Genomic DNA, 23728 nt, shown 5'->3' with positions numbered 1-23728 from the left:
GTTTGTAGTGTAAGGGAGATGAAAAAATAGAAGATGGTAAGGTTAGTAAATACTTACCGCTTTAAATACACCGAAATTTCAAACCAAATATGATAGACCCCAAAGTCTTAAAACTTGAAAGAAATTACCTAACCAATTGTGAATCGAAATTTAAAGGCACGTCAAACCAAGATGTGCCTTTTTTCTTATGTCGAGTCAAGTTTCTCTTTTAATTGAAATTTTGGCTATTTTTGTTTAACATAATTGAGAATATTCAACATAAAACGTATACGATGGGAACAGAAAGCAAGAGACAGCAACGTTTTGCTGGGGTGATTCAACAGGATTTAGCAGCATTATTTCAACGCGAAGGTAATTCATGGGCTCCTGGAGCGTTTATCACGGTTACACGGGTTCGTGTTACACCTGATTTGGCAATTGCCCGTGTTTACATAAGCTTTTTGAACACAAAAACGGCACAGGAAAATATGAAGTCCATTCGTTCCAAAACATCTGAAATACGCTACAAACTGGGAGCAAAAATTAAGAACCAGGTAAAGATTGTTCCTCAATTGGAGTTCTTCCTCGATGATACCAACGAATATGTTGAACACATGGACAAACTATTTGACGAGATCGGCAAAGAACCGCGTCAGCCAGAATAATGCTATCTATCGCAGCCTGTTAAACAACCATGGTATTTGAACTGGATACGAACAGACTGGAGTTTCCACACCCAAGTTATGCAGAAGAAGATGGTTTACTCGCCGTAGGTGGAGATCTTTCGCCAGATCGTTTGCTACTGGCCTATAGTAACGGAATTTTCCCCTGGTTCAGTGATGACAGCCCTATACTTTGGTATGCCCCAGACCCCAGATTTGTGATCGATCCCTCCAAGGTCAAGATCAGCAAAAGCATGGCGAGTGTACTCCGGAAAAAAACATTTTCCTTATCGATAGACCGCAGCTTTAAAGAAGTCATTCAGCTTTGCGCGACTATCAATAGAAAAGATCAGGCTGGAACCTGGATAACCCAGGGCATGATCCAAGCATATAGTAAACTTGCGGAGCTAGGTTATGCACATTCGGTGGAAGTATGGCAAGGTGGTATACTCGTTGGCGGGCTTTATGGCGTGTTAATCAATGGTGTCTTTTGTGGAGAAAGCATGTTTTCAAAAGTCCCCAACGCTTCGAAAGCGGCCCTGATTTATCTCGCCCAAGAAATTGAACTACGTTTAATTGATTGCCAATTTCACACGGATCATTTGGAAAGCATGGGCGGTGAATACCTTTCCTTGACAGATTATTTAGCAATACTAACAAAAGACCAAAGACATGAGTAGTCCCTATCGTAAACATTTTGACATCGCTTCAGCCGTAACTTACCTCACGACACCAGGATCCGGCTTACTTTCACGTGAAACAAAGGCTTGGCGCTCCAAAAGAGACCAAGATTTCTTTGACGCGAACAGTACCTTACGCGAACAGCAAGGTGCAACTTTAGATGCCTGTCGGGATACGCTCGGTAAATTCTTTAATTGCCCTTCCCAAAATGTGTTCTTATCAAGTTGTTTTTCCTTTGCCTTCAATGCGCTATTGGCAGGTTTACCGAAACAATCGAAAGTGCTGCTATTGGACAATGATTATCCTTCGGTTAATTTTCCTACAATTATAAGCGGTTTTGAACATCAATTTGTCAGGATGGACGAACAGCTGGAAACGAATTTATTGGACACAATAGCAACATTTAAACCAGATGTCCTTATTCTTTCCATTGTTCAATATATTTCGGGATTAAAAATAGACCTATCTTTCATACAGGAATTGAAGCATCAGCATCCCGACTTGTTGATTGTAGGCGACGGCACCCAGTTTTTGGGAACAGATCTTTTTGATTTTACGCTTTCGGGCTTTGACGCCGTATTATCCAGTGGATACAAATGGCTTATGGCTGGCTTCGGCAATGGTTTTGTTCTCTTAAGTGACAGACTCAAAGCGATACTTTATGCGGATATCCAAAAAAATTACAGCTTCCTCAACAACCAATGGATGAATAAATCTGTGGTACAACTTTGTTTTGAACCAGGGCATCTGGACACCCTGTCGCACGGAACGCTACAGCAGTCCCTTCTTCAATTGGAGGAATGGGGATTTTCCGAAACAGTGGCCTATACCCAAAAGTTAATTGCAGATGCCCGCGCTGAACTTGCCGACCGGAAACTGTTATTGGACAGCATCATCAATAGACGTCCGCAGAGCAATATTTTCAATATTCAGATCAACCCCGACAATTATCAGACCCTCCTGGATGAGGGCATAAAATGCTTTCCCCGAGGATCGGGGATCCGTGTTGGATTTCATTTATACAATGATCACTCGGATCTTGAGAAGCTATTATATATTATCGACACAAAAGTAAAGTAAACATGAAATTTAGAATAGGCGACTTAGTACGGTTTGTCGATGAGCCCATTGAGGGGCATATCACATCCATGCAGCCCAACGATATTGTAGGCGTTACAGATGACACTGGTTTTGAGATTCCGGTGCCCATGGATAAAATCACCCTCGTCTTCGGTAATATGCGTCGAGCAGATGATGAACTTGACCAGCATGCGACACCACTGACACCACATCGATTTATCGAAAAAGGAATACTTTTGGCAATTTCGGGAGACCACAAAGATGGACTTGCCAAATTACATATCATCAATGAAACGAGTTTTGAGCTCCTAGTGTCCGTAGCTGAAGCTACAGCGAATAAAGTAAAAGGTATTTTCAGCAATAAAATACCGCCACACGATTCGATGCAGTTTTATACAGGCAACTTTGCAAATGTTGGGAAATGGCCTACCTTCCGTTTTCAGATCATACGGCATAGTGCTAGTTTGCAGGAACTGACATCACCAATCAACAGAGAACAGCGTGTACGTCCTGTAGATCTAACTAATCCAAAAGTCCTCAACGAAATTTTGGATGAAAAAATATGGTCCTACGAACTGGATAAGATTGAAGAGGATTTAGGACTGGACAAGCTGAAAAATCATTTCATACCACATCGTCCAAATAAAAAATAAGCTAGATGAATTTCATCTAGCTTATTTTTATTTGGTAAACGGCTTTATTTTATTCAGCCGTCGCAGAAACCTTCTTGGTGCTCAACAATAATAGTACGATGCCAACCAAATAGACAATCCAGCCCCAGCGCATGTGCAGGGATTTAGAAAGCAATTTATCGGCAAATCCCCAGCCGAAATAATTATTGATCTTAAACCAGACCGCTGTTATACTCAACAGGTACCAACAGGCGGCCACTCGGGTCATCCACTGATAAGCTCGAACCGCACGGACAAAAAACAAGAGGGCAGTCACCCCGAGTATAAGTAATGTAATAAAGAACAAGTAGGCATCTACCTGATATAAGTTCCAATTTCCCTTAATAGGCACTTTTAAGAATGGTGTCATGCTGGACAAAAAAGAAATGACTAGTCCAACAATGGCAAAGTATTTTTTGATAATAATCATGGTTCAAATTCCTTTAAAACTGCTACGAATATAAGTTGAATATTGACACATATATAACTTGTATTTCACTTTTTGAAAAATTATTCTATTTTTAAGCGCAATTAACGCTTAGAACAAATAAAAAACAAGACTAATCCAAAGATCATCAATCATTTAAATCTGGTTTTCACTTGTTTAAAAGAGATGAATATAATTTTTAGCATTTAAGCCGAATAATAAACATGAAAAGAGAAGTTGAAGAAATCGCAGCAGAACAACCTGCACAGCCTAATAAAAAGAAAAAGATCTATATCATTATTGGCGTCGTGCTATTGGTTGTCCTAGCGGGTGGCGGATATTACAACTATAGCCATCGACAAGCTATCGACGGCCTGCAGGTGGATAGTACCGCGACAGCTGTTGTAGGGTTTGACAATGCAGATCCCAAAGATCTGGAAGATGCTGATGGTTGGAGTTCACTGGAAGACTATCAACACTGGAACAATGCAATCTTCACGATTCCCGAATACGATAATATCCCGTTACGCTATAGAAGGGGTATTACAAAGATATTCATGGGTAATAACTACCTTGAACCTGTAGATGATAAACCTATATACAAGTTTACACGCATAAAAGATCGTGCTAAATCTGTTTTCTGTTATGGTAACTTTACCGATCGCAACGATTCAGACAGTTGGAATAAAGAAATGGCTTTTTTGGTAGAAAAGAACGACTACCAGAGCAGTGCCATCTGGATCATTTCAGCAAAAGGCGATATTTTATTCTGGAAGGAATATTCAAGCGAACTGCCACTCATCAACAGCTTCAAAAAGGGACAAAAAATTTTTATGGATGAGATGAAGTTAGTACCTGCTCCTGCTGATGGAATTATTGTCAAGAATAAAAATTCCAAGTACGCATTAATTTACAATAAAAGCAGCAAGACCTTCGACAGCTATTACCAATACAGTGATAGTGAAATTCAGGAAGCTACCACTTCTGAAGAGGAGCCTTATGTGGAAGAATTGCAAGATGTCACCATCGACTCTGCAACTACAAATACAGGTATTAAAGAGTAGTTTATCGTATTTTATCGCTTAAAATTTTCGTCACGACAGATCGTGACGAAAATCATTCGATATTGATACGCAAAACAAACACCTGAATTACAGACATATAACCATCAAAATCAGCTATTTAAAATCTTTCTAAATTAATCCCTTTGACAGATTTTTGACACAAGCACAAAGCTTTTAAGCTACATTTGTACCGTTAAATATAAGCGAGGGATTAGAGCTTTGAAAAATCTTAAAGTATTAGCGTTTACTCATAAACATGTCGAACTAAAAGATCTAGGTAATCTAGTGATCTGCAATGAGGATTTAGAAAGTCGCCTCATCAATCTAAAGCATAGCCTAGACATTCCAGAGATCTTTTATATTGGTACTTGTAACCGAGTAGAGTTTGTATTTTATGGTGCTCACGAATTGACCCATGAATTCATTGCTGATTTTATGGGAAAATTGAACTTCTGTGTTCCTCAGGAGAGACTACAATGTTATTTAGGACAGGTCAACAAATACGAGGGTATGGATGCTTTAAACCACCTGCTTCGGATGTCATGTTCACTTGAAAGTCTTGTTGTTGGTGAAAAAGAAATTTTGGCACAGGTACGTCGGGCTTATGATCGTTGTAGAGAAGCTGGTTTTACTGGAGATTTTCTACGTCTGATGATGGATCGTCTCGTAAAAACGGCTAAAGAAGTATACACCTATACTAAAATTTCCAGAAACCCAATTTCCGTTGTCTCGCTTGCCTATCGCAAATTGCGCGAACTAAAACTGGTTGAAAACCCTAGAATCGTCATTATCGGTTCTGGAGAAACCAATCAGAACTTAGCGAAATATTTCCAAAAGAACCAAAAAGCTAAGTTCGTTATTTTCAACCGCACACTAGAGAACGCAAAGGCCTTAGCCGAAGAATTAAATGCTGAAGCTTATCCCCTAGCTGATATTGATCAGTACAAAGAAGGCTTTGATATTTTAATTACTTGCACAGGTGCTCCGACCTCCATTATTGACAACACACTTTATCAATCCTTATTAAACGGAGAAACGGATAAGAAAATAATCATTGACTTAGCCGTTCCGAATGATATTGATGCTGAAGTTCTCCAAAACAATCCGATTCATTATATCGAAGTAAGCAGCTTACAAGCTATTGCGGAGAAAAACATCCAAGAGCGTTATAACGAATTGGAGAGTGCCGAAAAGATTATACAGGACAATATCCAAGAATTTTTACCTTTAATCAAACAGCGACGTGTAGAGGTTGCTATGCGTGAGGTTCCTGAAAAGATTAAAGAAATTAAATCATTTGCGCTAAATGAGGTTTTTGCTCAAGAGGTTCAAGCCCTAACCCCTGAAGCGAGAGAAGTATTGGAAAAAGTCATCAACTACATGGAAAAGAAATACATCAAGGTTCCAATGGTTATGGCGAAAGAAATTTTGGTTAAAACTCCAGAAACGGAAAAAAACTAATACTAAGCTTCCTCTTCGAACAGCGTTATATTCTATTACTTTTTGTTGCTTCCCTAGGTTTTGTACCAATGCCTATTAGCGGAATGAATCTGTGCCCGTCACCCGGAGCTATCCTTTGACTGTTTCTTTAAATTTCGGTTTGTCAATTATTTCCTGACATATAATGACAGTAACGTGTCAACATATTCCTTCTATTTATTTATTTTTGCTCTGATTAATGGTATTAAACACATTTTTCCGAAATTGTTTATTTCCGGGGCTCAATTGAATTAAAACACATGCTGTGCTAGTTGAATACGTCGCTACTGGGGGAACATTTTGTGATTGTTTTAATAGGTAAAGTAAAATTAACGTGAATAGAAAACTAATTATTGGTACCCGGGGAAGTGTTCTTGCCATGTGGCAGGCAAATTTTGTAAAAGATCGATTGGCAGAAATCGGAATTGAAGCAGAATTAAAAGTCATTAAAACACAAGGGGATATCATTCAACACCTTCGTTTGGATAAATTAGAAGGCAAAGGATTTTTCACCAAAGAGCTTGAAGAGGAGCTTTTAAGCGGGACCATTGATTTAGCTGTACACTCACATAAAGATTTACCTACGGTCAACCCTCCGGGATTGATCATTGCAGCGGTTTCTGAGCGTGAAGATCCCGCTGAATTATTGATTATCCACAAAGATTGTGTGGATATCAAAAAACGTCTTTCATTAAAACACAATGCGACTGTTGGGACATCATCCAACCGTAGAAAAGCGCAGATCTCGGCGCTACGTCCGGATCTAGAATTTGACGATCTCCGTGGTAATTTACAGACAAGAATCCAGAAGCTACGTGATGAGCAATACGATGCTATCGTACTTGCAAAGGCAGGTATTAGCCGTATTGAAATGGATATTACAGATTTTCATGTGGAAGAGATTCCTCCTGTTGAAATTATCCCGGCACCGGCGCAAGGAGTACTTGCTATTCAGATCCGTGAAGTTGACAAGGAACTTTTTGACGCTTTACAGCCCTTAAACAATGAAGAAGTAGCAAAAACAATCTCCGTAGAACGTTTGGTATTAAATAAATTTGACGCGGGATGTCATGCGCCATTAGGCTGTTATTGCCGTAAAAGCGGTGATGAATACGAAGCTTGGGCCTCTATTGCTGACACAAGCGAAGATTTTCCTGACCGTGTTTACCTTAGAGATACCGATGCGACGCGGTTAGCGGAGCGTATTTTCAGCAAATATGCAAAGGATAGAAAATTGCCACAATCTGTATTTATTTCCCGGGAGGTAGACGAAAATTCCTATTTCGCAAGAGCAATGGCCAAGCACAATATTACTATTGAGGGCCGCTCTTTGATCAAAATATTCCCCATCATCAACAAATTGGATCCTTTTATCCTAAAACACGTGGATTGGATTATATTTTCAAGCAAGAATGGTATTGAGCACTTTTTCAATTTAGAGCCACGTTTGAGCAAAAAGACCAAGATTGGTGTCATTGGCCGTGGCTCGGAAGAGATTTTGCGCAAATATGACCGCGTTGCTGATTTCTCTGGCGACAGAGAGGGCATCAATATGGAGGAAATTGCGAAGAAATTTGCTGAATTGGCCAATGGTGGTACCGTGCTTATACCACGTGCGAAGGAATCTTTGGAGACGATCCAAAAAGCATTAAGCCCGGAGACAAAAATTATCAATATACCGGTATATGAAACGGTCTTAGAAGAAAATGTAGATCCATCCAATGCGGAGGTATTGGTCTTTACCAGTCCGAGCAATGTGGAAGCATATTTTGCAGACAACCTACTGGAACCAGACCAAAAAGTAATCTGTATTGGCCGCTCTACCGGTGCAAAGTTTGATGAGATGAATGTCCCTTATGCACTTCCTTATTCTCCAGATGAAATAGGTCTTTCTGAAGCCGTTTTTGGATTGGAGTATTAGAATCGTATAAAGTAGTTTGTATTTCAACGTCGGTAAACGATTCCACTGACTTTGAAATAAACAACATAGATCATAAATAATCTTAATATAATGTTACAACGTCCGAGAAGAAATCGTAAATCTGCCGTGATTCGCGACATGATTCAAGAGACACGTTTAGACGCGTCAAATTTGATTTTCCCACTTTTTATCGTCGATGGGCAAAATCAAAAAACTGAGGTTAAATCGATGCCAGGCATCTATCGCTATTCAATAGACAATCTATTGAAGGAAGTGGAAAGTTGCCTGAAGTTGGGCTTACGTTCATTTGATCTTTTCCCTAACATTGAAGAGTCATTAAAAGACAAATATGCTACAGAAAGCTACCGTGATGGAAGTTTATACTTACGTGCAATTGCTGCGGTAAAGAAAAATTTTCCGGAGGCTTGTATCGTAACGGATGTTGCCATGGACCCTTACAGCAGTGACGGGCACGATGGAATTGTCGAAAACGGTGAGATCCTAAACGATGAGACATTAGAGGTATTGGGCAAAATGGCCTTGGCACATGCACAATCAGGTGCAGATATCATTGCACCATCAGATATGATGGATGGCCGCATCGGTTACATCCGTGAGCTATTGGACCATAATGGTTTTACTAACGTTTCTTTGATGTCGTATACGGCAAAATATGCTTCGGCCTATTATGGTCCTTTTAGAGATGCCTTAGGCTCGGCACCCAAGCATGGCGATAAAAAGACCTACCAGATGAATCCTGCCAATGCAAAAGAGGCGCTTATTGAAGCACAGCTCGACGCACAGGAAGGAGCGGATTTTCTGATGGTGAAACCAGGACTTCCCTACTTAGATATCGTTAAACTTCTTGCAGACAACTTCGATCTACCAATTGCAGTATATAATGTCAGTGGAGAATATGCGATGTTAAAGGCGGCAATTCAAAACGGCTGGTTAGACGAACGTGTCATCCTAGAAACGTTATTGAGCTTCAGACGTGCTGGCGCTACAGCAATCTTATCCTACCACTCCAAAGAAGTATTGGAGAAAGGTTTTATTTAACAACTTCCAGATTATCTTCGATAATCGGAATTTAACTAACAGAAGCTCGGGAATTCATTTTCGAGCTTCTGTTTTTTTAAAATATTATTTAAACCTTTTTACGACATTGCGGTCAAACAGAAAATTATAATGCGCCTTATTATGTTAAAAAGTATCATAATCAGCAGTTTCCTTTTATCGGCTCCCTCCATACATGAAACTACCTTTTACTTCTTTTTTGAAGGCAATTGGATTGCGGACAACGCTAAGCTGAAATCAATCACATTTAATAAGAATGGTGACGCCTTATTTACCTTTTCAAATTCAAACCCTCAGGGTCCCCAGACCTCAATTCATCAGAAAGTAGATAGCATTGCTATATTAAATCGCAGAAAATTTAGTGGCTACTTTTTTAGTCCAAATCTTTTTGGAAAATATAGTGATAACAAGACGGCTTTTGAGATTGAAATTAAGTCAGCAAATGAGATTATCCTGTTTGTCAATAAACAGGAAATAAAATTGCTAAAAAAAGAAGCTGTTACTCAATTTAAATAGCTAATATCAGGCTATTATGGATTCCTTACGTTTCTATGAGACTTATCTTCTTAAAAAAAGATAACTTCGCATTCAAATACATAGACTATGCAAGCACCTGATATTTCAAGAGCAAAATCTGCTGAGCTATTTGAAAAAGCAAAACAATATTTCCCTGGAGGCGTAAACTCTCCTGTTAGGGCTTTCAAATCCGTATATGGTACCCCATTATTTATTGAGCGTGGCGATAAAGCACACCTGTGGGATGCTGACGGAAATGAATTCATCGATTTTTGTTGTTCATGGGGCCCCTTAATTTTAGGGCACAATAATGATCAAGTTCGTGAAGCTGTAGCGGCACAACTCGGGAAAGGCTTAAGTTTTGGCGCTCCCACTGCGTTGGAGAACCAACTGGCTGAGTTGATTATCGAAAACAATAGGTTTATTGAGAAAATTCGCTTTGTCAGTTCCGGAACTGAGGCCGTAATGTCTGCAATCCGTTTGGCTAGAGGCTACACGAAACGTGATAAGATCATCAAATTTGATGGCTGTTATCATGGCCACTCCGATTCTCTTTTGGTTAAAGCGGGTTCTGGTTTGGTCACTTTTGGTGAGACATCATCGGCTGGTGTACCTAAAGCATTTGCAGACGAAACCATTGTTATCGAATTAAACGATAAGCAAGCTTTAGAAGCTGCTTTTGCAGAATTTAAAGATCAGATTGCCGCAGTTATCATTGAGGGTATACCTGCAAACAATGGCTTATTGTTGCAATCTAAGGAATATGTTCACTTCTTACGTAATATCACCAAAGAACATGGTGCAATGTTGATTATGGATGAAGTGATCACGGGATTCCGTATTGGTTTTGAAGGTGCTTCGGCTTACTATGACGTACAACCAGATATTATTACCTACGGCAAAATTATTGGTGGCGGAATGCCTGTTGGTGCCTATGGAGCCTCAAAAGAATTGATGGCCTGTATATCTCCTGATGGTGCAGTTTACCAAGCCGGAACTTTATCCGGAAATCCAGTTGCTATGGCTGCCGGCATTGCCGCATTAGGTATCTTGGCACAAAAGGATTTCTACACAAATTTAAATGCCAAAACAGAAGCTTTCGTCAATGATATGCGTACTTATATTGCGGAGAAAGGATATAAAGTTCAACTTTTCCATGTGGCTTCTATTTTTTGGTTTGCCTTCACAGAACAGCACGAAATTAAAAAAGCGAGTGAAATCGATCCTAAATCGATGGAATCTTATAAAATTATGCACCGCGAATTGTTAAATCGTGGCGTATATTTTGGTCCTTCAGGCTATGAAGTAGGCTTTGTTTCTGATGCACATACAGCAGCGGATCTTGACCAGGCAAAAAAACATATTTTCGATGCTTTAGACATTGTCTTTAGTGCATAAAATCAAACTACTATAAAAAAGCCCTCCAGTATATTACTAGAGGGCTTTTTTTATAGGTTAGTGGAAGTATAGGCTCGAATCAACGTGCTTATTACAGTTTGTTTGCCAGCTTCTTATCTTTAGATTTCATCTTATTTAGTCCGGCAATAAGTTCATCCAATGAAAACTTACCTTTGATATCCATAAAAACACTTTCATCTTCGTTATCATGAACGAGTAGAGAAACCCGCTGAATAACATTATTCTTATCAATACGCGCATTCAGCGAAATCTCCTGTCCATCCGTGTTAATAACCAGTAATTCCTCAAATTTGTTCTTCTTCAAAAACTTATGGTAATCGTCCAAAATCCGTGCATTCTTCGTTTTGTCATTATTTGAAAGTGTCAGCATTCTGAACTTCTTTAATTTCTTTACAATTTCAGCCATTGCACGAGACTCTTCATCATTATCGTCCTTTAAGGCTTTTTTCATAAAGGGTTTTGTTAACCACATCGGTAAATTAATGGCAACAATCTCAGCGTCGTCCGATACATTAGACCGGCTGACGAAATCCATATTGGAGGCTTTTTTTATCATGCATGACTGCATGGAGAAAAGAACGCCAACTAGGCACAACAAGGTTAGTAATCTTTTCATAATCTTCTACTTTTTGTTGTTATCACCTTTATTCTTACTCACTTTATTGTTCCCTTCGTTGACCAAGCTAGTCACGTCTTTCAACGGTATAGCCCCGTCAAGGATCATAAATAGATTTTGCCCATCTCCGTTGATCGTTAGTAACAGATTGTTTAGGATGTCGGCATTTGCAGACATATTTTCCACCATGAACCGGATATCCTGACCTTCATTATTGAGCGACATGAGTTCTTCATACTTTAAATTTGAAACTGCCCCTTGAATAATACCTGTTAAGGCTTTATCCTCCCCATCTTCAACAATCAGCATCCGCAACGATTTAACATTCTTAAGTAGTGGTGTAATTGTCTGCATATCCTCATCGTCTATTTTCAAATTACCCAATAGCTTGAACATCGGCGCCCCGATTTTAAGTGTTGTCACGCCCTTTTTTCCTTGATATTGTTCAAAAAGTTTATCCAATTTTGAAATTTGTGCATTTGCCATACTTGCTACAAGTAGAAGGCAAGCTATTAAAAAACCTTTCATTTTATTTTAGTTAATCGTTATTGACATTTGTTTTATATTCATTGCTTTATCTACACCATTTTCCAGATTATTTGCCAGTAAGCCTAAAGATTTTAGGGTCAGTTCAACAGCTTCCTGTTCGTTCGCGACAGGTTTCCCATTCAAAACAACATAATCTGCCTGATAGGGTTCACTTTCGACTGATTGCAGACTTTCAGCAACTATTTTCTTCTTTTCAGTCCATTTCTTCGCTTGTTTTTTAACTTTAGAATGTTTGAGCGTTTCTGCGATCTGTAACGTCTTACCGCTTTCCACCGAAGGGGTCCCATCATTAGCATTGGAAACTACCGTTTCTTCATTTTGTTGTTCGATCAGCTTCTTGTCCGCGGATTTTAGCTCTTTCATTTCCTTTTCGGCAAGTACAGGTACTCGCGTTGTTGGTTCCTGATTTAGGAATAGTGCAATTCCAATAGCCATTACCAACATGGCTGCCGCAGCATATTTTATCCAACTCTTATTCCACCATACAATACGTTTCTTATCCTCATTGATCTCACTTTGGAAGTCCTCAAAGGACCAGTCCATTGTTCTATTCTTTTCTTGATTCAATGATTGAAAAAAAACATCATCCGAGCTTTTCAATGCTCTTTCTTCCTCTAATGACGACTGGCCATTAAAGTACTTCTCTTCCAATTCTTTTAATTTCTTATCTTTCATCACTGTGCATCTTATTTTCAAAGACGATGAAACATTCGGGTTTATTTTTTACCTGAATAAATCCGAGTGGTTTCATAATCGAATAATTTTGTCAATTGTTCTTTTACCTTCTGTCTAGCACGCATCAGATTAACTCTTACCGCAGACTCGCCCATCTCCAATACTTCACCGATTTCATCGATGTCATAATCCTCAACATCGCGCAGATGCATAACAAGCCGTTGTTTTTCGGGAAGGGAATTGATCATTTCAAGGATAATTTCTTTCGTATTCCCAACAGTATGTTCCGTCATGGTAACAACCTGATGCTGCTCAACAAAGTCTGCCCTGACCTTATCTTTTTTTAGACGATTGAGCGCTTCATTTTTGACACTCTGCATGCAGAAGGCTTCCATATTTTTATACTGAAGCAGCTGATCTTTTAATTGCCACAAACGCATCATCACATTTTGTACCGCATCAAAAGCCTCGTCATCATCAACCAAGATCCGTTTCGCAAAGCGAAATAGCTTATCCTTATGGATGAAAACGGTATTTTTAAATTGCTCTTGGTTCATGTTATCGTCAATATTGAGACTTACGCTATTTTAATCTTCTAATCGGCTTTTGCCCCATCTCCGTATCACCTGTGCCTTTTATATTATCAAGACATTTCAGCTTATCGATTTATTACATCTAATATGACTATTTTTTTAAAAATATTTAATTCACTGTGTATTAAACTTCAATGAGTAGCCCAAACGGCCTATTTTTAACCTTATTACAAACAAAATAGGTATATAGACTGTTACTTAAGATGCTGAATGATTAAAAATTTAAACAAAAAAATTATGAAGTATTACAGAATTACAGGTATTACTGCTGCAGTAGCACTCCTAGTAGGCGCCATTGGATGTAACAACTCTTCTACGAAAAGTACAGGTGGAGCTGACTCAAGCAGCAGTATCGACACAAATACTGCACAAAAAATGGACTCTATCACCGTTAGTCCCATTGCAGACTCGAAAGAATTTCCTGGAGCTGATCTGCAGATCGCCTCGATCACTGCAGAAAAGGTAGGAACAGACTCCGCAAAAGTAACTGTAAAATATGCGATTAAGAATTTCAAATTGACTGAGATGACCGATGATGCCCATGCCGCCCATATGGCGAATTCGCATGATGGACAGCATATTCATTTTATTTTAGACAATAAACCTTATACGGCTCTTTATAAGCCCGAGAACTCCGTAACCGTACCGTTAAATTCGGAACATTACCTACTCTCGTTTCTATCGAGATCCTATCATGAATCCATAAAAACCACTGAAGCTTCTAAATTGGTAAAATTTAAGATTGATGCAACGGGTAAATTGACGACAGATGCAACGCCAAAGGAACCATCGCTTTTCTATTCTCGACCTAAAGGCGAGTATAAGGGAGATGAAACAAAAAATCTACTGTTAGATTTTTACCTAGTCAATACCAAACTTGCTCCAGACGGCAACAAAGTAATTGCAGATATCAATGGCCAGACATTTACATTGGACAAATGGGGGCCGTATGAGATAAAAGGGCTGCCAATGGGCAACAATAAAGTAAAATTGACCCTAGTAGATAAGGATGGTAACGCTGTTACAGGAGATAATGTTTCGGTAGAACGTGATATCAAACTATCTGAAAAATAAATCCAGAGCTGTACAAAACAAAAAAGAGTCGCATTGAAATGCGACTCTTTTTTGTTTAGGATAAACTTTGAGCAACAATAAGGCATCGTCTTTATTCCTTTTTGATTAAGGTAGTTTGTCAAAATCAATTTTCGGAGCACTATTTTTATTCATGAATTCAAATGTACTTCCTGGCTTAACAATGTCATTAAAGAAACCACCATTACGGAGAAAGTATCCATTTTTCGTAATCCCGCCGATTGCATCAATGCGCTGATTTGCACGATAGGTATTATCGACACTGAAAGAAGCCGCTTGTACAGCTTTCCATTGCCCATCATAGACCCATTGATTGCCAAAATCGACCTTTCTACCCAGGTAGCCTTGATTCGGACTAAAGTTCTCCAAGAAACTATGGAATCGTTTCAGGTAGGTATTTGTCTGTGGACGTTTGAAGCTTGCGATCACATTCCATGCATTCTCTTCAGGCACAAAAAACCAAGCCGTATAATCGGTATTCCCTTTTCCATCGGGCACACCTTTCAAGAGAAACTTATAAGTTATACCTGCTTTCCAAAAGTACTTACGGTAACTCTGCCCGCCTGACCCTTCATTTCCAAACTCGCCCGAATGCACATCCTTTCCTTTTTTTAGCAGATGGATTTTTTGCTCGTCCGGAATACTTTTCGGATCATCTGTATGGAAAGGACTCCATACGGAAAATAAAATACGCCGTTCGGTTTCTGAATTAACCTGTATACCAAAATAGCCTTCTCCGAAACCGTTCGCCATAAAATAGGAACCAACTTTATCTTCACCTTGAGGAACGGTTACTTCATTATAATAGTAACTCACATTCCCCTCCGTAGGAACGGTATAATTAAGATGACAGGAAGGTCCTCTCCGGGACCAATAGTAATAATCAGGCTTATCAGAGTAAATAAGTCCTTCTGACGCAGCTTCGCCGCTAACAAGTAGTTCTGTCACGTTAGCAAAATTACTGCCCGATTTACTGACTCCTTTTAGGTTGACCCGAACATAACCGGGGGCCTTTACTACAATAGACAGAGGAGCTGTTTCGGCAAGTTCAGTGCCTTCAACATCTACAACAGCTTTTTTCCCTAGTGCGTCAATTTCTATTTTAGATTTCCCAGCATCATTTTTCGCTTTCAGCTTTAATGTCAATTTCCCTGCTTTCTGAGCCCGAAAATAAACCGATGCCACTTCCTGATTGCTTGACCATTTTACAAGGCCATTATGACCGGAAATTTCCACATCACCCGCTTGTCCTGCGGTAATGAAAGCATTCCCCGCTAGAGGAACGGCATAAGTCTTCCCTACAGTCTGCGCGATACTGCTTATCGAAAGACAGGATAAAGCTCCCATAAAGAGATACTGGATAAAGTGTTTTCTTTTCATACTTTATTTTTTTTATCAATTTATATATCAACCTTAAGTTAGTTACACTACCTATGGTTATTCATATTCGTCATAAACTCGAGATGCTATTATACTCGAATACTTCGCGAAACCGACTTCTTTATTAGTTCCGAAATTCAATTTTTCAGCTATCGTTCTGCAGCACTTTATTATTGAATCAAGATGGTATCGGTTTGTGAAACTGGATTATTTGATGAAGATAAGGCTTAGATTTACAGAAAAAGAAAGGAAATGTATATCAATCGATTGTGTAAAAAAACAGCAATAATTGACTATCGTTCCTTTCCCATTAAAGGATCTATTATAAAATGAGATGCTGTATTTTAATATTTTAAAAATACAGTATCATCTTTTTGTGTATTTTTAGGTTCAGAGTCCCCTTTAATAAAAGCTAAAATAGCATGCTCCATGGACAAATCTGCTGATCGCACGTCAAAACGTATCTTAGGACAACGACAAATCTCAATATTGATTCATGGGCTCGCCTGGCTTATTTTCTTGTCTTTTCCAGTACTATTTTTTAACAACGGCCAACTGGGAATCAAGGAAATGCTTATTGCAGCAGCATTTTGGATTTTCACGGGCTGTTTTTTAATCCTATTTTATGTCAATGCCTATGTACTGATTCCATACAGCATAAGGCATCGAAAATTTATCAGTTACGGAATCTCCATTATTTTGACAGGTTTGTTACTAGCTTGCTATCTTCAGCCCTTTGACCGGCTGATGCGTATTGGACGTCAACAATTACCGACCCCTGGGGACAGAGAATTTTCACCTAGGCATCATCCTGATTTTCCACCGCCACCATCTGCTAGGCATTTCCCATACCGAGGTCCAGGGCAATCCCCGGGACAACGGCCACAACCTATCGATATCGCTTCTGTGTATATTTTCCTGTTAACTATTAGCCTTGCCGCGCTCTATAGAATCGTAACCTATTGGATGGAAACGCAGCAAAAAATGCAATTGGTCGAACAAGACCGTATGAAGGCCGAACTTTCCTTTTTAAAAGCGCAAGTCCACCCCCACTTCTTGTTTAATACCTTAAATAATATTTACGCATTGGCACTGACCAATGATGATGCCGTCGCAAGTAGTATTCATCGTCTTTCGCAATTAATGCGTTATTACATGGATGAACGGCACAGTGATACGATTGACATCAAGATCGAAATCCAGGCTATACAAGATTTTATCAATCTCCAAAAGCTACGCATTGGCCCGAATTGTTCGATCAGTGAACACTATACGGGGCTCGAACACCCTAAAACGATACACGCATTTGTGCTGCTTCCTTTTGTTGAAAATGCGTTCAAATATGGATTAAGCACCATAGAGCCCTGCCAATTAAGTTTTGAGGTCATTCTAACGCCAACATCCTGCACATTAAATGTAAAGAATAGCATTGCTACACAGTCAACCGAACAACACCGCACAGGAACAGGCCTTAAAAATGTTCAACGTCTATTGGAACATTTTTATGCCGACAGGCACCGCCTGACGATCCAACAGGAGGATCATTCTTTTTTTGTTCAGCTTATCCTCTATATTTCTCCATAAATTGTTTTTATATTAGGCTATACGATTATGTATACATAAAGCAGTCTATCTTAATTTAATCGATGTTAACTTGCATAGCTCTTGACGATGAACCATTGGCTCTTCGTGTTATTTCTACGTTCACAGCAAAGCATCCCGCTATAAAGCTTGCTGGAACCTTCAATAACCCCCATGAAGCGAAGTTGTATCTCGCCAATAACAGTGTTGATTTGATTTTTTTGGATATTGATATGCTCGAAATCAACGGTATTGATTTTGCAAAAAACTTAAATCCAAGACCCTTATTGATTTTCACTACGGCACATAAAGAATATGCGATAGATGGATTTGAACTTGATTCAGTAGACTATCTTCTCAAACCATTTGACTTCACTCGTTTTGAACGGGCTATCGATAAGGCAATGACACGTTCAGCTTCACAGAGCCATCGCCCTTTCTTAATCGTTAATGTGGAATATCAACGCATCAAAATCTACCTTGATGAAATTGAGTGTTTGGAAAGCATGCAAGATTATATCAAAATTCATCTCATACAAGGAAAAACAATATTGACTTTGTCGACGATGAAAGCCATGTTGGATCGTTTACCGCCAAATCAGTTTATCCGCATTCATCGCAGTTTTGTTATCGCGGTCAAACACATCATTACGTTTTCACAACGTAAAATACAATTACCCAACTTCACATTGAAAGTCGGCGATGGGTACTATAATGAAGTGATCAAATGTTTACGTGATTCGTCGATGCAATAAGCCTCTTTATCGACACTTAACATTATTTTACATCTCCGTCCACTACCTTGCTTCCATTCATAAAAAAGAAGAGATATGGAACGCAAAAATTTTATAAAAACCTTATCATTGCTGGCATTTACAGGTCCAATGGTCTGGGCAGCCTGCAAGAAAGACGATACCGCATCAACCACGGACGAGGGCACTGACGTCAATGTCGATTCAAGCTGTAGTGTGACACCATCTGAAACCGAAGGGCCCTTTCCGACAAAAACACCTTCAAGTTATGTCCGCTCAGATATACGCAAAGGTGATGGTATTGGGGCTAATATGCTCGGTTTAATTACTATTGTCAATACAAATAATAACTGTGCGGCACTAGAAGGTGCCTTAGTGGATATATGGCATTGTGATGTGGAAGGTAATTACTCGCAATATGGTGGAACACAAATGCAATCCAGCAACTATCAGTCTGTCAATTGGTATCGTGGTAGACAAGTTACCAATGCCAATGGACTTGTTTCTTTCCAAACCATCTTTCCGGGCTGGTATCAAGGCCGAGCAACACATATTCACGTCCATGTATATGATGCTACCGGTAAATCGCTATTAGTGACACAAATCGCTTTTCAAGATAGCCTGTGTCTTGAAGTCAATAATACAGGTTCATCTTATGGTTACAAAAAAGGAGTTTCAGGCTATACCTATAATGCCAACGACAACGTATTCAGCGATGGTGTTACCAAGGAAATGTCTACGGTCACAGGATCCTTATCTGAAGGTTTCCAAATGAAAATGACAATTCATGTAAATGCTTAACAGCCTGATCATGCAGGATATTAGAATCTATATCGCGGAACAGCGTGGGGAAACATCCATCGGAACTCATGTAGTCAGAAGCACACTCAATTATGGTTCCTTTGCTTCTCCTCACCGGGAGTCTATTGGTCGACTTCAACAGGTCAATAACTGGGAAGTTGCGCCTCAAGGCACTTTGGATCTCCCGACCAATAAAGGTACGGTCTCGCTTTTGATTCCTTTGATTGGGGATCTACTTGTAACAATGAATGGCCAAACCTACACGGTACCCGTTGGGACAATCTTAATATGCAATCCTAGAAATAGTACGGCAATTCATATAAGGGCATCGTCCGAAACTGAAGGCCCAGTGACCTTTCAAGAATTTGGACTTAATTCGACAATACACACTCCTACACTACCTCATATCGTGGATCTTCCATTTACATCTTCATTTGAGAAAAACAAGATGTATCCTGTAGGCACCGATTTAGCTACTGATTTTCAGTTCTACTTCGGTGCATTTGCTGGAAAACATGATTTTGAATTACAAACTGGCCCAGACCACAAAAACGTATTTGCATTTACGTTAGATGGTAATTTTGAAATTGAAGAACGCATCCTTTATCCATTTGATGGTCTTTATCTACCATATTCAAACAATTTGGACATCGAATGTTTATCAGCAACTGGCCTTTTGGTAGTTTTGAGTTTCTAAAAATAATATCCATCATCAAAGTCCAACCTATCAATTCACTCTGATTCAATAGGCTGTCGACATAAGAGTCCGTTTTTTTGAAAAACGACATATCATTGTTCATAACTGGATAATGTACGTTTCGAAAGCCCGATTCATAAAAAAAGTGAAGGGGCTACCCTTCACTTTTCCACACGATATTAATAAAATGTTGAAAACCTTATTTCGCTTTCAGGACGATCTCCCAAGTTATTCACAACTTGTTAATATTGCTGTTTAATATCCTAAAAAGGGTTAAAAACCAACGCTTTTCAAGTTTAATCCTGTACGCTCGTCTAAACCGAACATTAAGTTCATATTTTGTACAGCTTGACCGGATGCTCCTTTAAGCAAATTATCAGTCGCATTTAAAATAAGGAGCTTATTTCCGTGCTTTTCAAGGTGGATAATACTTTTATTTGTATTGACAACCTGCTTAAGGTCGATATTTTTTTTGCTGATATGCGTAAAAGGGTGAGCGGCATAATAGCTCTCATACAATGCGTAGGCCTGCTCTTCAGACAAATCGGTGTCTACATAAATAGCCGAGAAAATTCCCCGGGCAAAATCTCCACGTTGTGGAACAAAATTAATTTTTGCTGCAGCACGTTCCAACAACGATCCTGCTGACACCGGTAAAAATCCCGCTTGCAGCTGATCCAAAGATTCTGAAATTTCCTGTAAATGCTGGTGTTCAAAAGATTTGTAAGCAGAAAGATTATTGTTACGCCAGGAAAAATGCGTGGTTGCACCCGGTTTTTGCCCCGCTCCTGTTGATCCAGTCGTTGCATTAACATGGATTTGATCCGGTAATAAGCCTTTACTCGCTAATGGCAATAAAGCCAATTGTATGTTTGTAGCAAAGCATCCTGGGTTTGCAATATACTGCGCTGTTTTGATTGCTTCTTTGTTTAGTTCTGGAAGCCCATACACAAATTGGTGCCCTTGGAAAGCTGTATTCGCACGAAGACGATAATCTTGTGAAAGATCAATAATCTTCACGGATGCATCGATCGGATTTGCATCTAAAAATTTGCGTGCATCTCCATGGCCCACACATAAAAACAAGACATCAATCGCGGAGTGATAGTCGGAAGAGAAGGTCAATTCAGTATCGCCAAATAAATCATTGTGAACTTCATATAACTTATTTCCTGCATTGGAAGCACTATTAGCAAATACGATTTCCACCTCAGGATGATAAATCAATACACGTAATAATTCACCACCAGTATATCCTGCCGAACCAATTATTCCTACTCTTATCATTTTTTTGAATTTAGAATTTAGGGATGTGTTGTCCCCCATTATGCCCTGTATTTTTTCTTATCAATTTTACGTTAAGAAAAAATACAGGGCACAAAACACGGTTTATTTTTTATTCACTTTGTGCCAAATGATGGTTTGATTTCCAAAAATTTTGGAGAAACCTTTCACATCGTCACCTGTATAGCCCTTATTCATCTCACCATAGCTACCGAATTTATTGGACATCAAATCGTGTTCAGACTCGACACCAATGACGACAAAACGGTATGGGTGAAGTTCAACAATCACTCGGCCAGTCACTGTTTCTTGTGAAGATTGCAAGAATGCTTCAATATCACGCATAACGGGATCGTGCATTTGGCCTTCGTGCATATAATTTCCATAGAAAGCAGCGATTTGGTCTTTCCAAGACAATTGCCATTTGGTCAAGGTATGTTTTTCTAAGGCATGGTGTGCCTTAATTAAAATGACAGAAGCAGCAGCTTCAAAACCCACACGACCTTTGATACCAATGATGGTATCACCCACGTGGATATCACGGCCAATACCGTATGGTTGAGCGATTGCCTGTAATTCTTGAATCACTTTAACAGAAGCCATTTTCTCACCATTTAAGGCCACAGGCTCTCCTTTTTCAAAATCGATTGTAATTTGTTGTGGCTCTGAAGAAGTCACTGGAGTTGGCCATGCCGATTCAGGCAAATATTGGTTGGATGTCAATGTTTCTACTCCACCAACAGAAGTACCCCAAAGTCCTTTATTGATGGAGTATTTTGCTTTTTCAGCAGAATACTCTACACCATGCTTATTCAAATACTCAATTTCGGCTTCACGCGACAATTGCAGATCACGGATTGGGGTGATAATTTCCACTCCTGGAATCAGGGTCTGGAAAATCATATCGAAACGTACTTGGTCGTTTCCTGCACCGGTAGATCCATGAGCAACACATTCAGCACCAATTTTCTTTGCGTAGTTTGCAATTGCGGTTGCTTGGCATACACGCTCAGCAGATACTGACAATGGATAAGTCGCATTTTTTAACACATTGCCAAAAATCAAAAATTTAATAGTTTCGCGGTAATAGTCTGCCGTTTCGTCTATAGCTGTATGTGATTTCACACCTAAAGCATAAGCACGTTCTTCAATATTTTTTAATTCTTCATCCGAAAAACCACCTGTATTTACAACTACGGAATGAACTTCTAAACCTAAATCTTGTGTAAGATAAATACAACAGAATGAAGTATCTAATCCGCCACTAAATGCTAAAACTACTTTTTTCATTAGAATGTTATTTTATGAGTGTTTGTTTTCAACGGCTGACTTAAGCTCGTTTCACTCGGTTTTTTATTATTATGTTGAGAGAACCTTGAACTGATCTTGTTATTATGAACGTCTTCAGTTACCTGTTACATCTATTTTCAATATAATCGCTCAGCTTTAGCTTAATATCCTTTTGCGACTTTGTTATGCTTCGGAAAATTGACGGCAATAAATTTATTGGCCGATTTCCAAAACTTCGCCTGTATACGCTTTAGCAGAGACTGTTTTTGTGTAATTCTTTCCAAGCGTTCTTTCGCTTCATGCTTGCGCTGGATCTTCTCTCGCAATTCACGTTCTTTCTCTTCAGGGTCCCAAAGCATGGCTGTACACATACAGTTTTTACGGTCTTTGCTCATCAGAATTTCATAATTCACGCAACTTTGACAACCCTTCCAAAATTCATCATCGGAGGTCAATTCGGAATATGGAACCGGTTCATAGCCTAGTTCTGAGTTGATTTTCATCACGGCAAACCCGGTTGTCAAACCAAAGATCTTCGCTTTAGGGTATTTCTCACGGGAAAGTTCGAAGACTCTTTTTTTGATCGCTTTTGCCAAACCGACTTTTCTGAATTCGGGATTGACAATCAAACCTGAGTTCGCAACATAATCACCATGCCCCCAAGTTTCTATATAACAAAAACCTGCCCATCGGCCATCTCTATGTAAAGCAATCACTGCTTTACCTTCATTCATCTTGTTGGCAACGTATTCTGGTTTACGACGCGCAATACCAGTACCACGAGCCTTTGCAGACTCGAACATTTCGTCGCAAATAACCTCTGCATAATGTGCATGCTCAGGTTTAGCCGGGATAATTAAAAAATCTGATATAGTCATTGACTTACGACCCTAATAATAAAACAACAACTACTGTCGTGTTTTGTTACTAAATAAATTAAAATAATGGATTCAAAACCATCGGACAATCATGGTCTTGCTTGGAAAGATTCACTACCTCAAATCAAGCCCGAGGTAGTATAGGTCGTCGGAGGCGTAAAACAGGTATTTCTACAAAAATGAAAGCACAGAAGACCTTCCTCATAAACTTCTCAAAAGCTTGAGTATAAGAATAATCGTTCTTTTTGTTCTGTTTCATTTTTTAATGCGCTGTCAATTGTTTCTGACGATGCAAATGTATAAAAATATTTTTTTCTTTTCCACAATATTCTAATTGATTTTTTGCAAAAATCAAAAATTTACAATCTACCATCAAAACCGCGTTGTAAGCTTCATTTTCAAGCAATTAATCCGCAATAAGCCGGCAATAGACCGCGCACATTAGCGATATTAATTTGACAACAAAACGTATAAAGGTTTAAGGCTTTATCAATTGAAATTGTTGTTTTTCCTATCGGTTCGTTATTTTTAGTCAAAAACAATACTTTTGTAGGGATCATTTAA

At 39.1% G+C, this 23728-nt stretch carries 24 protein-coding genes; 15 read left to right on the top strand and 9 right to left on the bottom strand.

Features of this window, described 5'->3' with window-relative positions; all coding sequences use genetic code 11:
- The first annotated feature begins 272 nt into the window (after window positions 1-272).
- From rbfA to B3P16_RS04700, 4 genes are read left to right on the top strand one after another with little or no spacing between them, the layout of a single operon-like run.
- On the top strand, window positions 273-644 hold the full coding sequence (gene rbfA, locus B3P16_RS04715; RefSeq protein WP_070562015.1) for a 30S ribosome-binding factor RbfA: 372 nt from the start codon (window positions 273-275) through the stop codon (window positions 642-644).
- Between the two features lie 29 nt (window positions 645-673).
- Window positions 674-1321, top strand: a complete 648-nt coding sequence (gene aat, locus B3P16_RS04710; RefSeq protein WP_286727370.1) for a leucyl/phenylalanyl-tRNA--protein transferase — start codon at window positions 674-676, stop codon at window positions 1319-1321.
- A complete protein-coding gene (locus tag B3P16_RS04705) occupies window positions 1314-2402 on the top strand; it encodes an aminotransferase class V-fold PLP-dependent enzyme (protein ID WP_286778447.1) in 1089 nt (362 codons plus the stop codon). The genes aat and B3P16_RS04705 overlap by 8 nt, the downstream gene beginning before the upstream one ends.
- 2 nt (window positions 2403-2404) lie before the next feature.
- A complete protein-coding gene (locus tag B3P16_RS04700; protein ID WP_070562009.1) occupies window positions 2405-3055 on the top strand; it encodes a hypothetical protein in 651 nt (216 codons plus the stop codon).
- Window positions 3056-3104: 49 nt separating this feature from the next.
- On the opposite strand, the gene B3P16_RS04695 is transcribed toward B3P16_RS04700, so the two are convergent.
- Complete coding sequence (locus B3P16_RS04695; RefSeq protein ID WP_070562007.1) at window positions 3105-3503, bottom strand: hypothetical protein; 399 nt, start codon at window positions 3501-3503, stop codon at window positions 3105-3107.
- 221 nt (window positions 3504-3724) lie between these two features.
- On the opposite strand from B3P16_RS04695, the gene B3P16_RS04690 reads away from it, so the two are divergent.
- From B3P16_RS04690 to hemL, 6 genes are all read left to right on the top strand, one after another.
- Window positions 3725-4564 (top strand): hypothetical protein, encoded by an 840-nt coding sequence (locus B3P16_RS04690; protein WP_286767314.1) that lies wholly within the window; start codon window positions 3725-3727, stop codon window positions 4562-4564.
- Window positions 4565-4783: 219 nt separating this feature from the next.
- Window positions 4784-6025, top strand: a complete 1242-nt coding sequence (gene hemA, locus B3P16_RS04685) for a glutamyl-tRNA reductase (protein ID WP_286754835.1) — start codon at window positions 4784-4786, stop codon at window positions 6023-6025.
- 352 nt (window positions 6026-6377) lie between these two features.
- Window positions 6378-7964: a hydroxymethylbilane synthase gene (gene hemC / locus B3P16_RS04680; RefSeq protein WP_286841569.1), complete on the top strand. Its 1587-nt coding sequence runs from the start codon at window positions 6378-6380 to the stop codon at window positions 7962-7964.
- A gap of 90 nt (window positions 7965-8054) precedes the next feature.
- Window positions 8055-9023 carry a porphobilinogen synthase gene (gene hemB / locus B3P16_RS04675; protein ID WP_070561999.1) on the top strand — a complete coding sequence of 323 codons (969 nt, stop codon included), beginning with the start codon at window positions 8055-8057 and terminating at the stop codon, window positions 9021-9023.
- Between the two features lie 141 nt (window positions 9024-9164).
- Window positions 9165-9557, top strand: a complete 393-nt coding sequence (locus B3P16_RS04670; protein ID WP_286841567.1) for a hypothetical protein — start codon at window positions 9165-9167, stop codon at window positions 9555-9557.
- 87 nt (window positions 9558-9644) lie between these two features.
- The gene (hemL, locus tag B3P16_RS04665; RefSeq protein WP_046674928.1) at window positions 9645-10955 is read left to right on the top strand and encodes a glutamate-1-semialdehyde 2,1-aminomutase; all 1311 of its coding nucleotides are present in this window, start codon (window positions 9645-9647) and stop codon (window positions 10953-10955) included.
- A 91-nt stretch (window positions 10956-11046) separates the two neighbouring features.
- Here hemL and B3P16_RS04660 read toward each other — a convergent pair whose 3' ends face one another.
- The 4 genes from B3P16_RS04660 to B3P16_RS04645 are packed head-to-tail and all read right to left on the bottom strand — an operon-like array spanning window position 11047 to window position 13373.
- Complete coding sequence (locus tag B3P16_RS04660; RefSeq protein WP_083295802.1) at window positions 11047-11592, bottom strand: DUF4252 domain-containing protein; 546 nt, start codon at window positions 11590-11592, stop codon at window positions 11047-11049.
- Between the two features lie 6 nt (window positions 11593-11598).
- A complete protein-coding gene (locus tag B3P16_RS04655; protein WP_046674926.1) occupies window positions 11599-12120 on the bottom strand; it encodes a DUF4252 domain-containing protein in 522 nt (173 codons plus the stop codon).
- 6 nt (window positions 12121-12126) lie between these two features.
- Window positions 12127-12816, bottom strand: coding sequence for a hypothetical protein (locus B3P16_RS04650; protein ID WP_112373893.1), 690 nt, complete (start codon window positions 12814-12816; stop codon window positions 12127-12129).
- 41 nt (window positions 12817-12857) lie between these two features.
- Window positions 12858-13373 carry an RNA polymerase sigma factor gene (locus B3P16_RS04645; RefSeq protein WP_070561993.1) on the bottom strand — a complete coding sequence of 172 codons (516 nt, stop codon included), beginning with the start codon at window positions 13371-13373 and terminating at the stop codon, window positions 12858-12860.
- A 273-nt stretch (window positions 13374-13646) separates the two neighbouring features.
- Here B3P16_RS04645 and B3P16_RS04640 point away from each other — a divergent pair, with 273 nt between their 5' ends.
- Window positions 13647-14483, top strand: coding sequence for a hypothetical protein (locus B3P16_RS04640; protein WP_112374060.1), 837 nt, complete (start codon window positions 13647-13649; stop codon window positions 14481-14483).
- Window positions 14484-14588: 105 nt separating this feature from the next.
- Here the strand turns inward: B3P16_RS04640 and B3P16_RS04635 are convergent, their stop codons facing one another.
- On the bottom strand, window positions 14589-15881 hold the full coding sequence (locus B3P16_RS04635; protein ID WP_286754830.1) for a DUF3472 domain-containing protein: 1293 nt from the start codon (window positions 15879-15881) through the stop codon (window positions 14589-14591).
- Window positions 15882-16310: 429 nt separating this feature from the next.
- On the opposite strand from B3P16_RS04635, the gene B3P16_RS04630 reads away from it, so the two are divergent.
- The 4 genes from B3P16_RS04630 (at window position 16311) to B3P16_RS04615 (ending at window position 19712) form a co-directional block, all read left to right on the top strand.
- Window positions 16311-17465, top strand: a complete 1155-nt coding sequence (locus tag B3P16_RS04630) for a sensor histidine kinase (RefSeq protein WP_286754829.1) — start codon at window positions 16311-16313, stop codon at window positions 17463-17465.
- Window positions 17466-17527: 62 nt separating this feature from the next.
- Window positions 17528-18217 carry a LytR/AlgR family response regulator transcription factor gene (locus B3P16_RS04625; protein WP_286841563.1) on the top strand — a complete coding sequence of 230 codons (690 nt, stop codon included), beginning with the start codon at window positions 17528-17530 and terminating at the stop codon, window positions 18215-18217.
- Between the two features lie 75 nt (window positions 18218-18292).
- Window positions 18293-19015: an intradiol ring-cleavage dioxygenase gene (locus B3P16_RS04620; RefSeq protein ID WP_070561986.1), complete on the top strand. Its 723-nt coding sequence runs from the start codon at window positions 18293-18295 to the stop codon at window positions 19013-19015.
- A 10-nt stretch (window positions 19016-19025) separates the two neighbouring features.
- The gene (locus B3P16_RS04615; protein WP_286841561.1) at window positions 19026-19712 is read left to right on the top strand and encodes a hypothetical protein; all 687 of its coding nucleotides are present in this window, start codon (window positions 19026-19028) and stop codon (window positions 19710-19712) included.
- Window positions 19713-19985: 273 nt separating this feature from the next.
- Here the strand turns inward: B3P16_RS04615 and argC are convergent, their stop codons facing one another.
- The 3 genes from argC to B3P16_RS04600 form a co-directional block, all read right to left on the bottom strand.
- Window positions 19986-20999, bottom strand: coding sequence for an N-acetyl-gamma-glutamyl-phosphate reductase (gene argC, locus B3P16_RS04610; RefSeq protein ID WP_139144907.1), 1014 nt, complete (start codon window positions 20997-20999; stop codon window positions 19986-19988).
- Between the two features lie 102 nt (window positions 21000-21101).
- Window positions 21102-22286 (bottom strand): argininosuccinate synthase, encoded by a 1185-nt coding sequence (gene argG, locus B3P16_RS04605; protein ID WP_286841559.1) that lies wholly within the window; start codon window positions 22284-22286, stop codon window positions 21102-21104.
- Between the two features lie 161 nt (window positions 22287-22447).
- Window positions 22448-23164, bottom strand: a complete 717-nt coding sequence (locus B3P16_RS04600) for a GNAT family N-acetyltransferase (protein WP_070561978.1) — start codon at window positions 23162-23164, stop codon at window positions 22448-22450.
- Window positions 23165-23728 lie beyond the last annotated feature (564 nt).

This window comes from Sphingobacterium sp. UBA7631, from assembly GCF_002483935.1.
Classification (GTDB): Bacteria; Bacteroidota; Bacteroidia; order Sphingobacteriales; family Sphingobacteriaceae; genus Sphingobacterium; species Sphingobacterium multivorum.
This window is presented reverse-complemented; position numbering and strand designations above follow the sequence as displayed.

Excerpts from the sequence above, each read along its gene's own strand:
- B3P16_RS04705 (WP_286778447.1), top strand. The coding sequence starts at position 1,314 with ATGAGTAGTCCCTATCGTAAACATTTTGACATCGCTTCAGCCGTAACT.
- B3P16_RS04620 (WP_070561986.1), top strand. The coding sequence starts at position 18,293 with ATGGAACGCAAAAATTTTATAAAAACCTTATCATTGCTGGCATTTACA.
- argG (WP_286841559.1), bottom strand. The coding sequence starts at position 22,286 with ATGAAAAAAGTAGTTTTAGCATTTAGTGGCGGATTAGATACTTCATTC.
- B3P16_RS04600 (WP_070561978.1), bottom strand. The coding sequence starts at position 23,164 with ATGACTATATCAGATTTTTTAATTATCCCGGCTAAACCTGAGCATGCA.
- rbfA (WP_070562015.1), top strand. The coding sequence starts at position 273 with ATGGGAACAGAAAGCAAGAGACAGCAACGTTTTGCTGGGGTGATTCAA.
- argC (WP_139144907.1), bottom strand. The coding sequence starts at position 20,999 with ATGATAAGAGTAGGAATAATTGGTTCGGCAGGATATACTGGTGGTGAA.
- B3P16_RS04625 (WP_286841563.1), top strand. The coding sequence starts at position 17,528 with ATGTTAACTTGCATAGCTCTTGACGATGAACCATTGGCTCTTCGTGTT.
- B3P16_RS04635 (WP_286754830.1), bottom strand. The coding sequence starts at position 15,881 with ATGAAAAGAAAACACTTTATCCAGTATCTCTTTATGGGAGCTTTATCC.
- B3P16_RS04690 (WP_286767314.1), top strand. The coding sequence starts at position 3,725 with ATGAAAAGAGAAGTTGAAGAAATCGCAGCAGAACAACCTGCACAGCCT.
- B3P16_RS04700 (WP_070562009.1), top strand. The coding sequence starts at position 2,405 with ATGAAATTTAGAATAGGCGACTTAGTACGGTTTGTCGATGAGCCCATT.
- B3P16_RS04630 (WP_286754829.1), top strand. The coding sequence starts at position 16,311 with ATGGACAAATCTGCTGATCGCACGTCAAAACGTATCTTAGGACAACGA.
- aat (WP_286727370.1), top strand. The coding sequence starts at position 674 with ATGGTATTTGAACTGGATACGAACAGACTGGAGTTTCCACACCCAAGT.
- B3P16_RS04640 (WP_112374060.1), top strand. The coding sequence starts at position 13,647 with ATGAAGTATTACAGAATTACAGGTATTACTGCTGCAGTAGCACTCCTA.
- B3P16_RS04695 (WP_070562007.1), bottom strand. The coding sequence starts at position 3,503 with ATGATTATTATCAAAAAATACTTTGCCATTGTTGGACTAGTCATTTCT.
- hemL (WP_046674928.1), top strand. The coding sequence starts at position 9,645 with ATGCAAGCACCTGATATTTCAAGAGCAAAATCTGCTGAGCTATTTGAA.
- B3P16_RS04670 (WP_286841567.1), top strand. The coding sequence starts at position 9,165 with ATGTTAAAAAGTATCATAATCAGCAGTTTCCTTTTATCGGCTCCCTCC.
- B3P16_RS04650 (WP_112373893.1), bottom strand. The coding sequence starts at position 12,816 with ATGAAAGATAAGAAATTAAAAGAATTGGAAGAGAAGTACTTTAATGGC.
- B3P16_RS04645 (WP_070561993.1), bottom strand. The coding sequence starts at position 13,373 with ATGAACCAAGAGCAATTTAAAAATACCGTTTTCATCCATAAGGATAAG.
- B3P16_RS04655 (WP_046674926.1), bottom strand. The coding sequence starts at position 12,120 with ATGAAAGGTTTTTTAATAGCTTGCCTTCTACTTGTAGCAAGTATGGCA.
- B3P16_RS04660 (WP_083295802.1), bottom strand. The coding sequence starts at position 11,592 with ATGAAAAGATTACTAACCTTGTTGTGCCTAGTTGGCGTTCTTTTCTCC.
- hemB (WP_070561999.1), top strand. The coding sequence starts at position 8,055 with ATGTTACAACGTCCGAGAAGAAATCGTAAATCTGCCGTGATTCGCGAC.
- B3P16_RS04615 (WP_286841561.1), top strand. The coding sequence starts at position 19,026 with ATGCAGGATATTAGAATCTATATCGCGGAACAGCGTGGGGAAACATCC.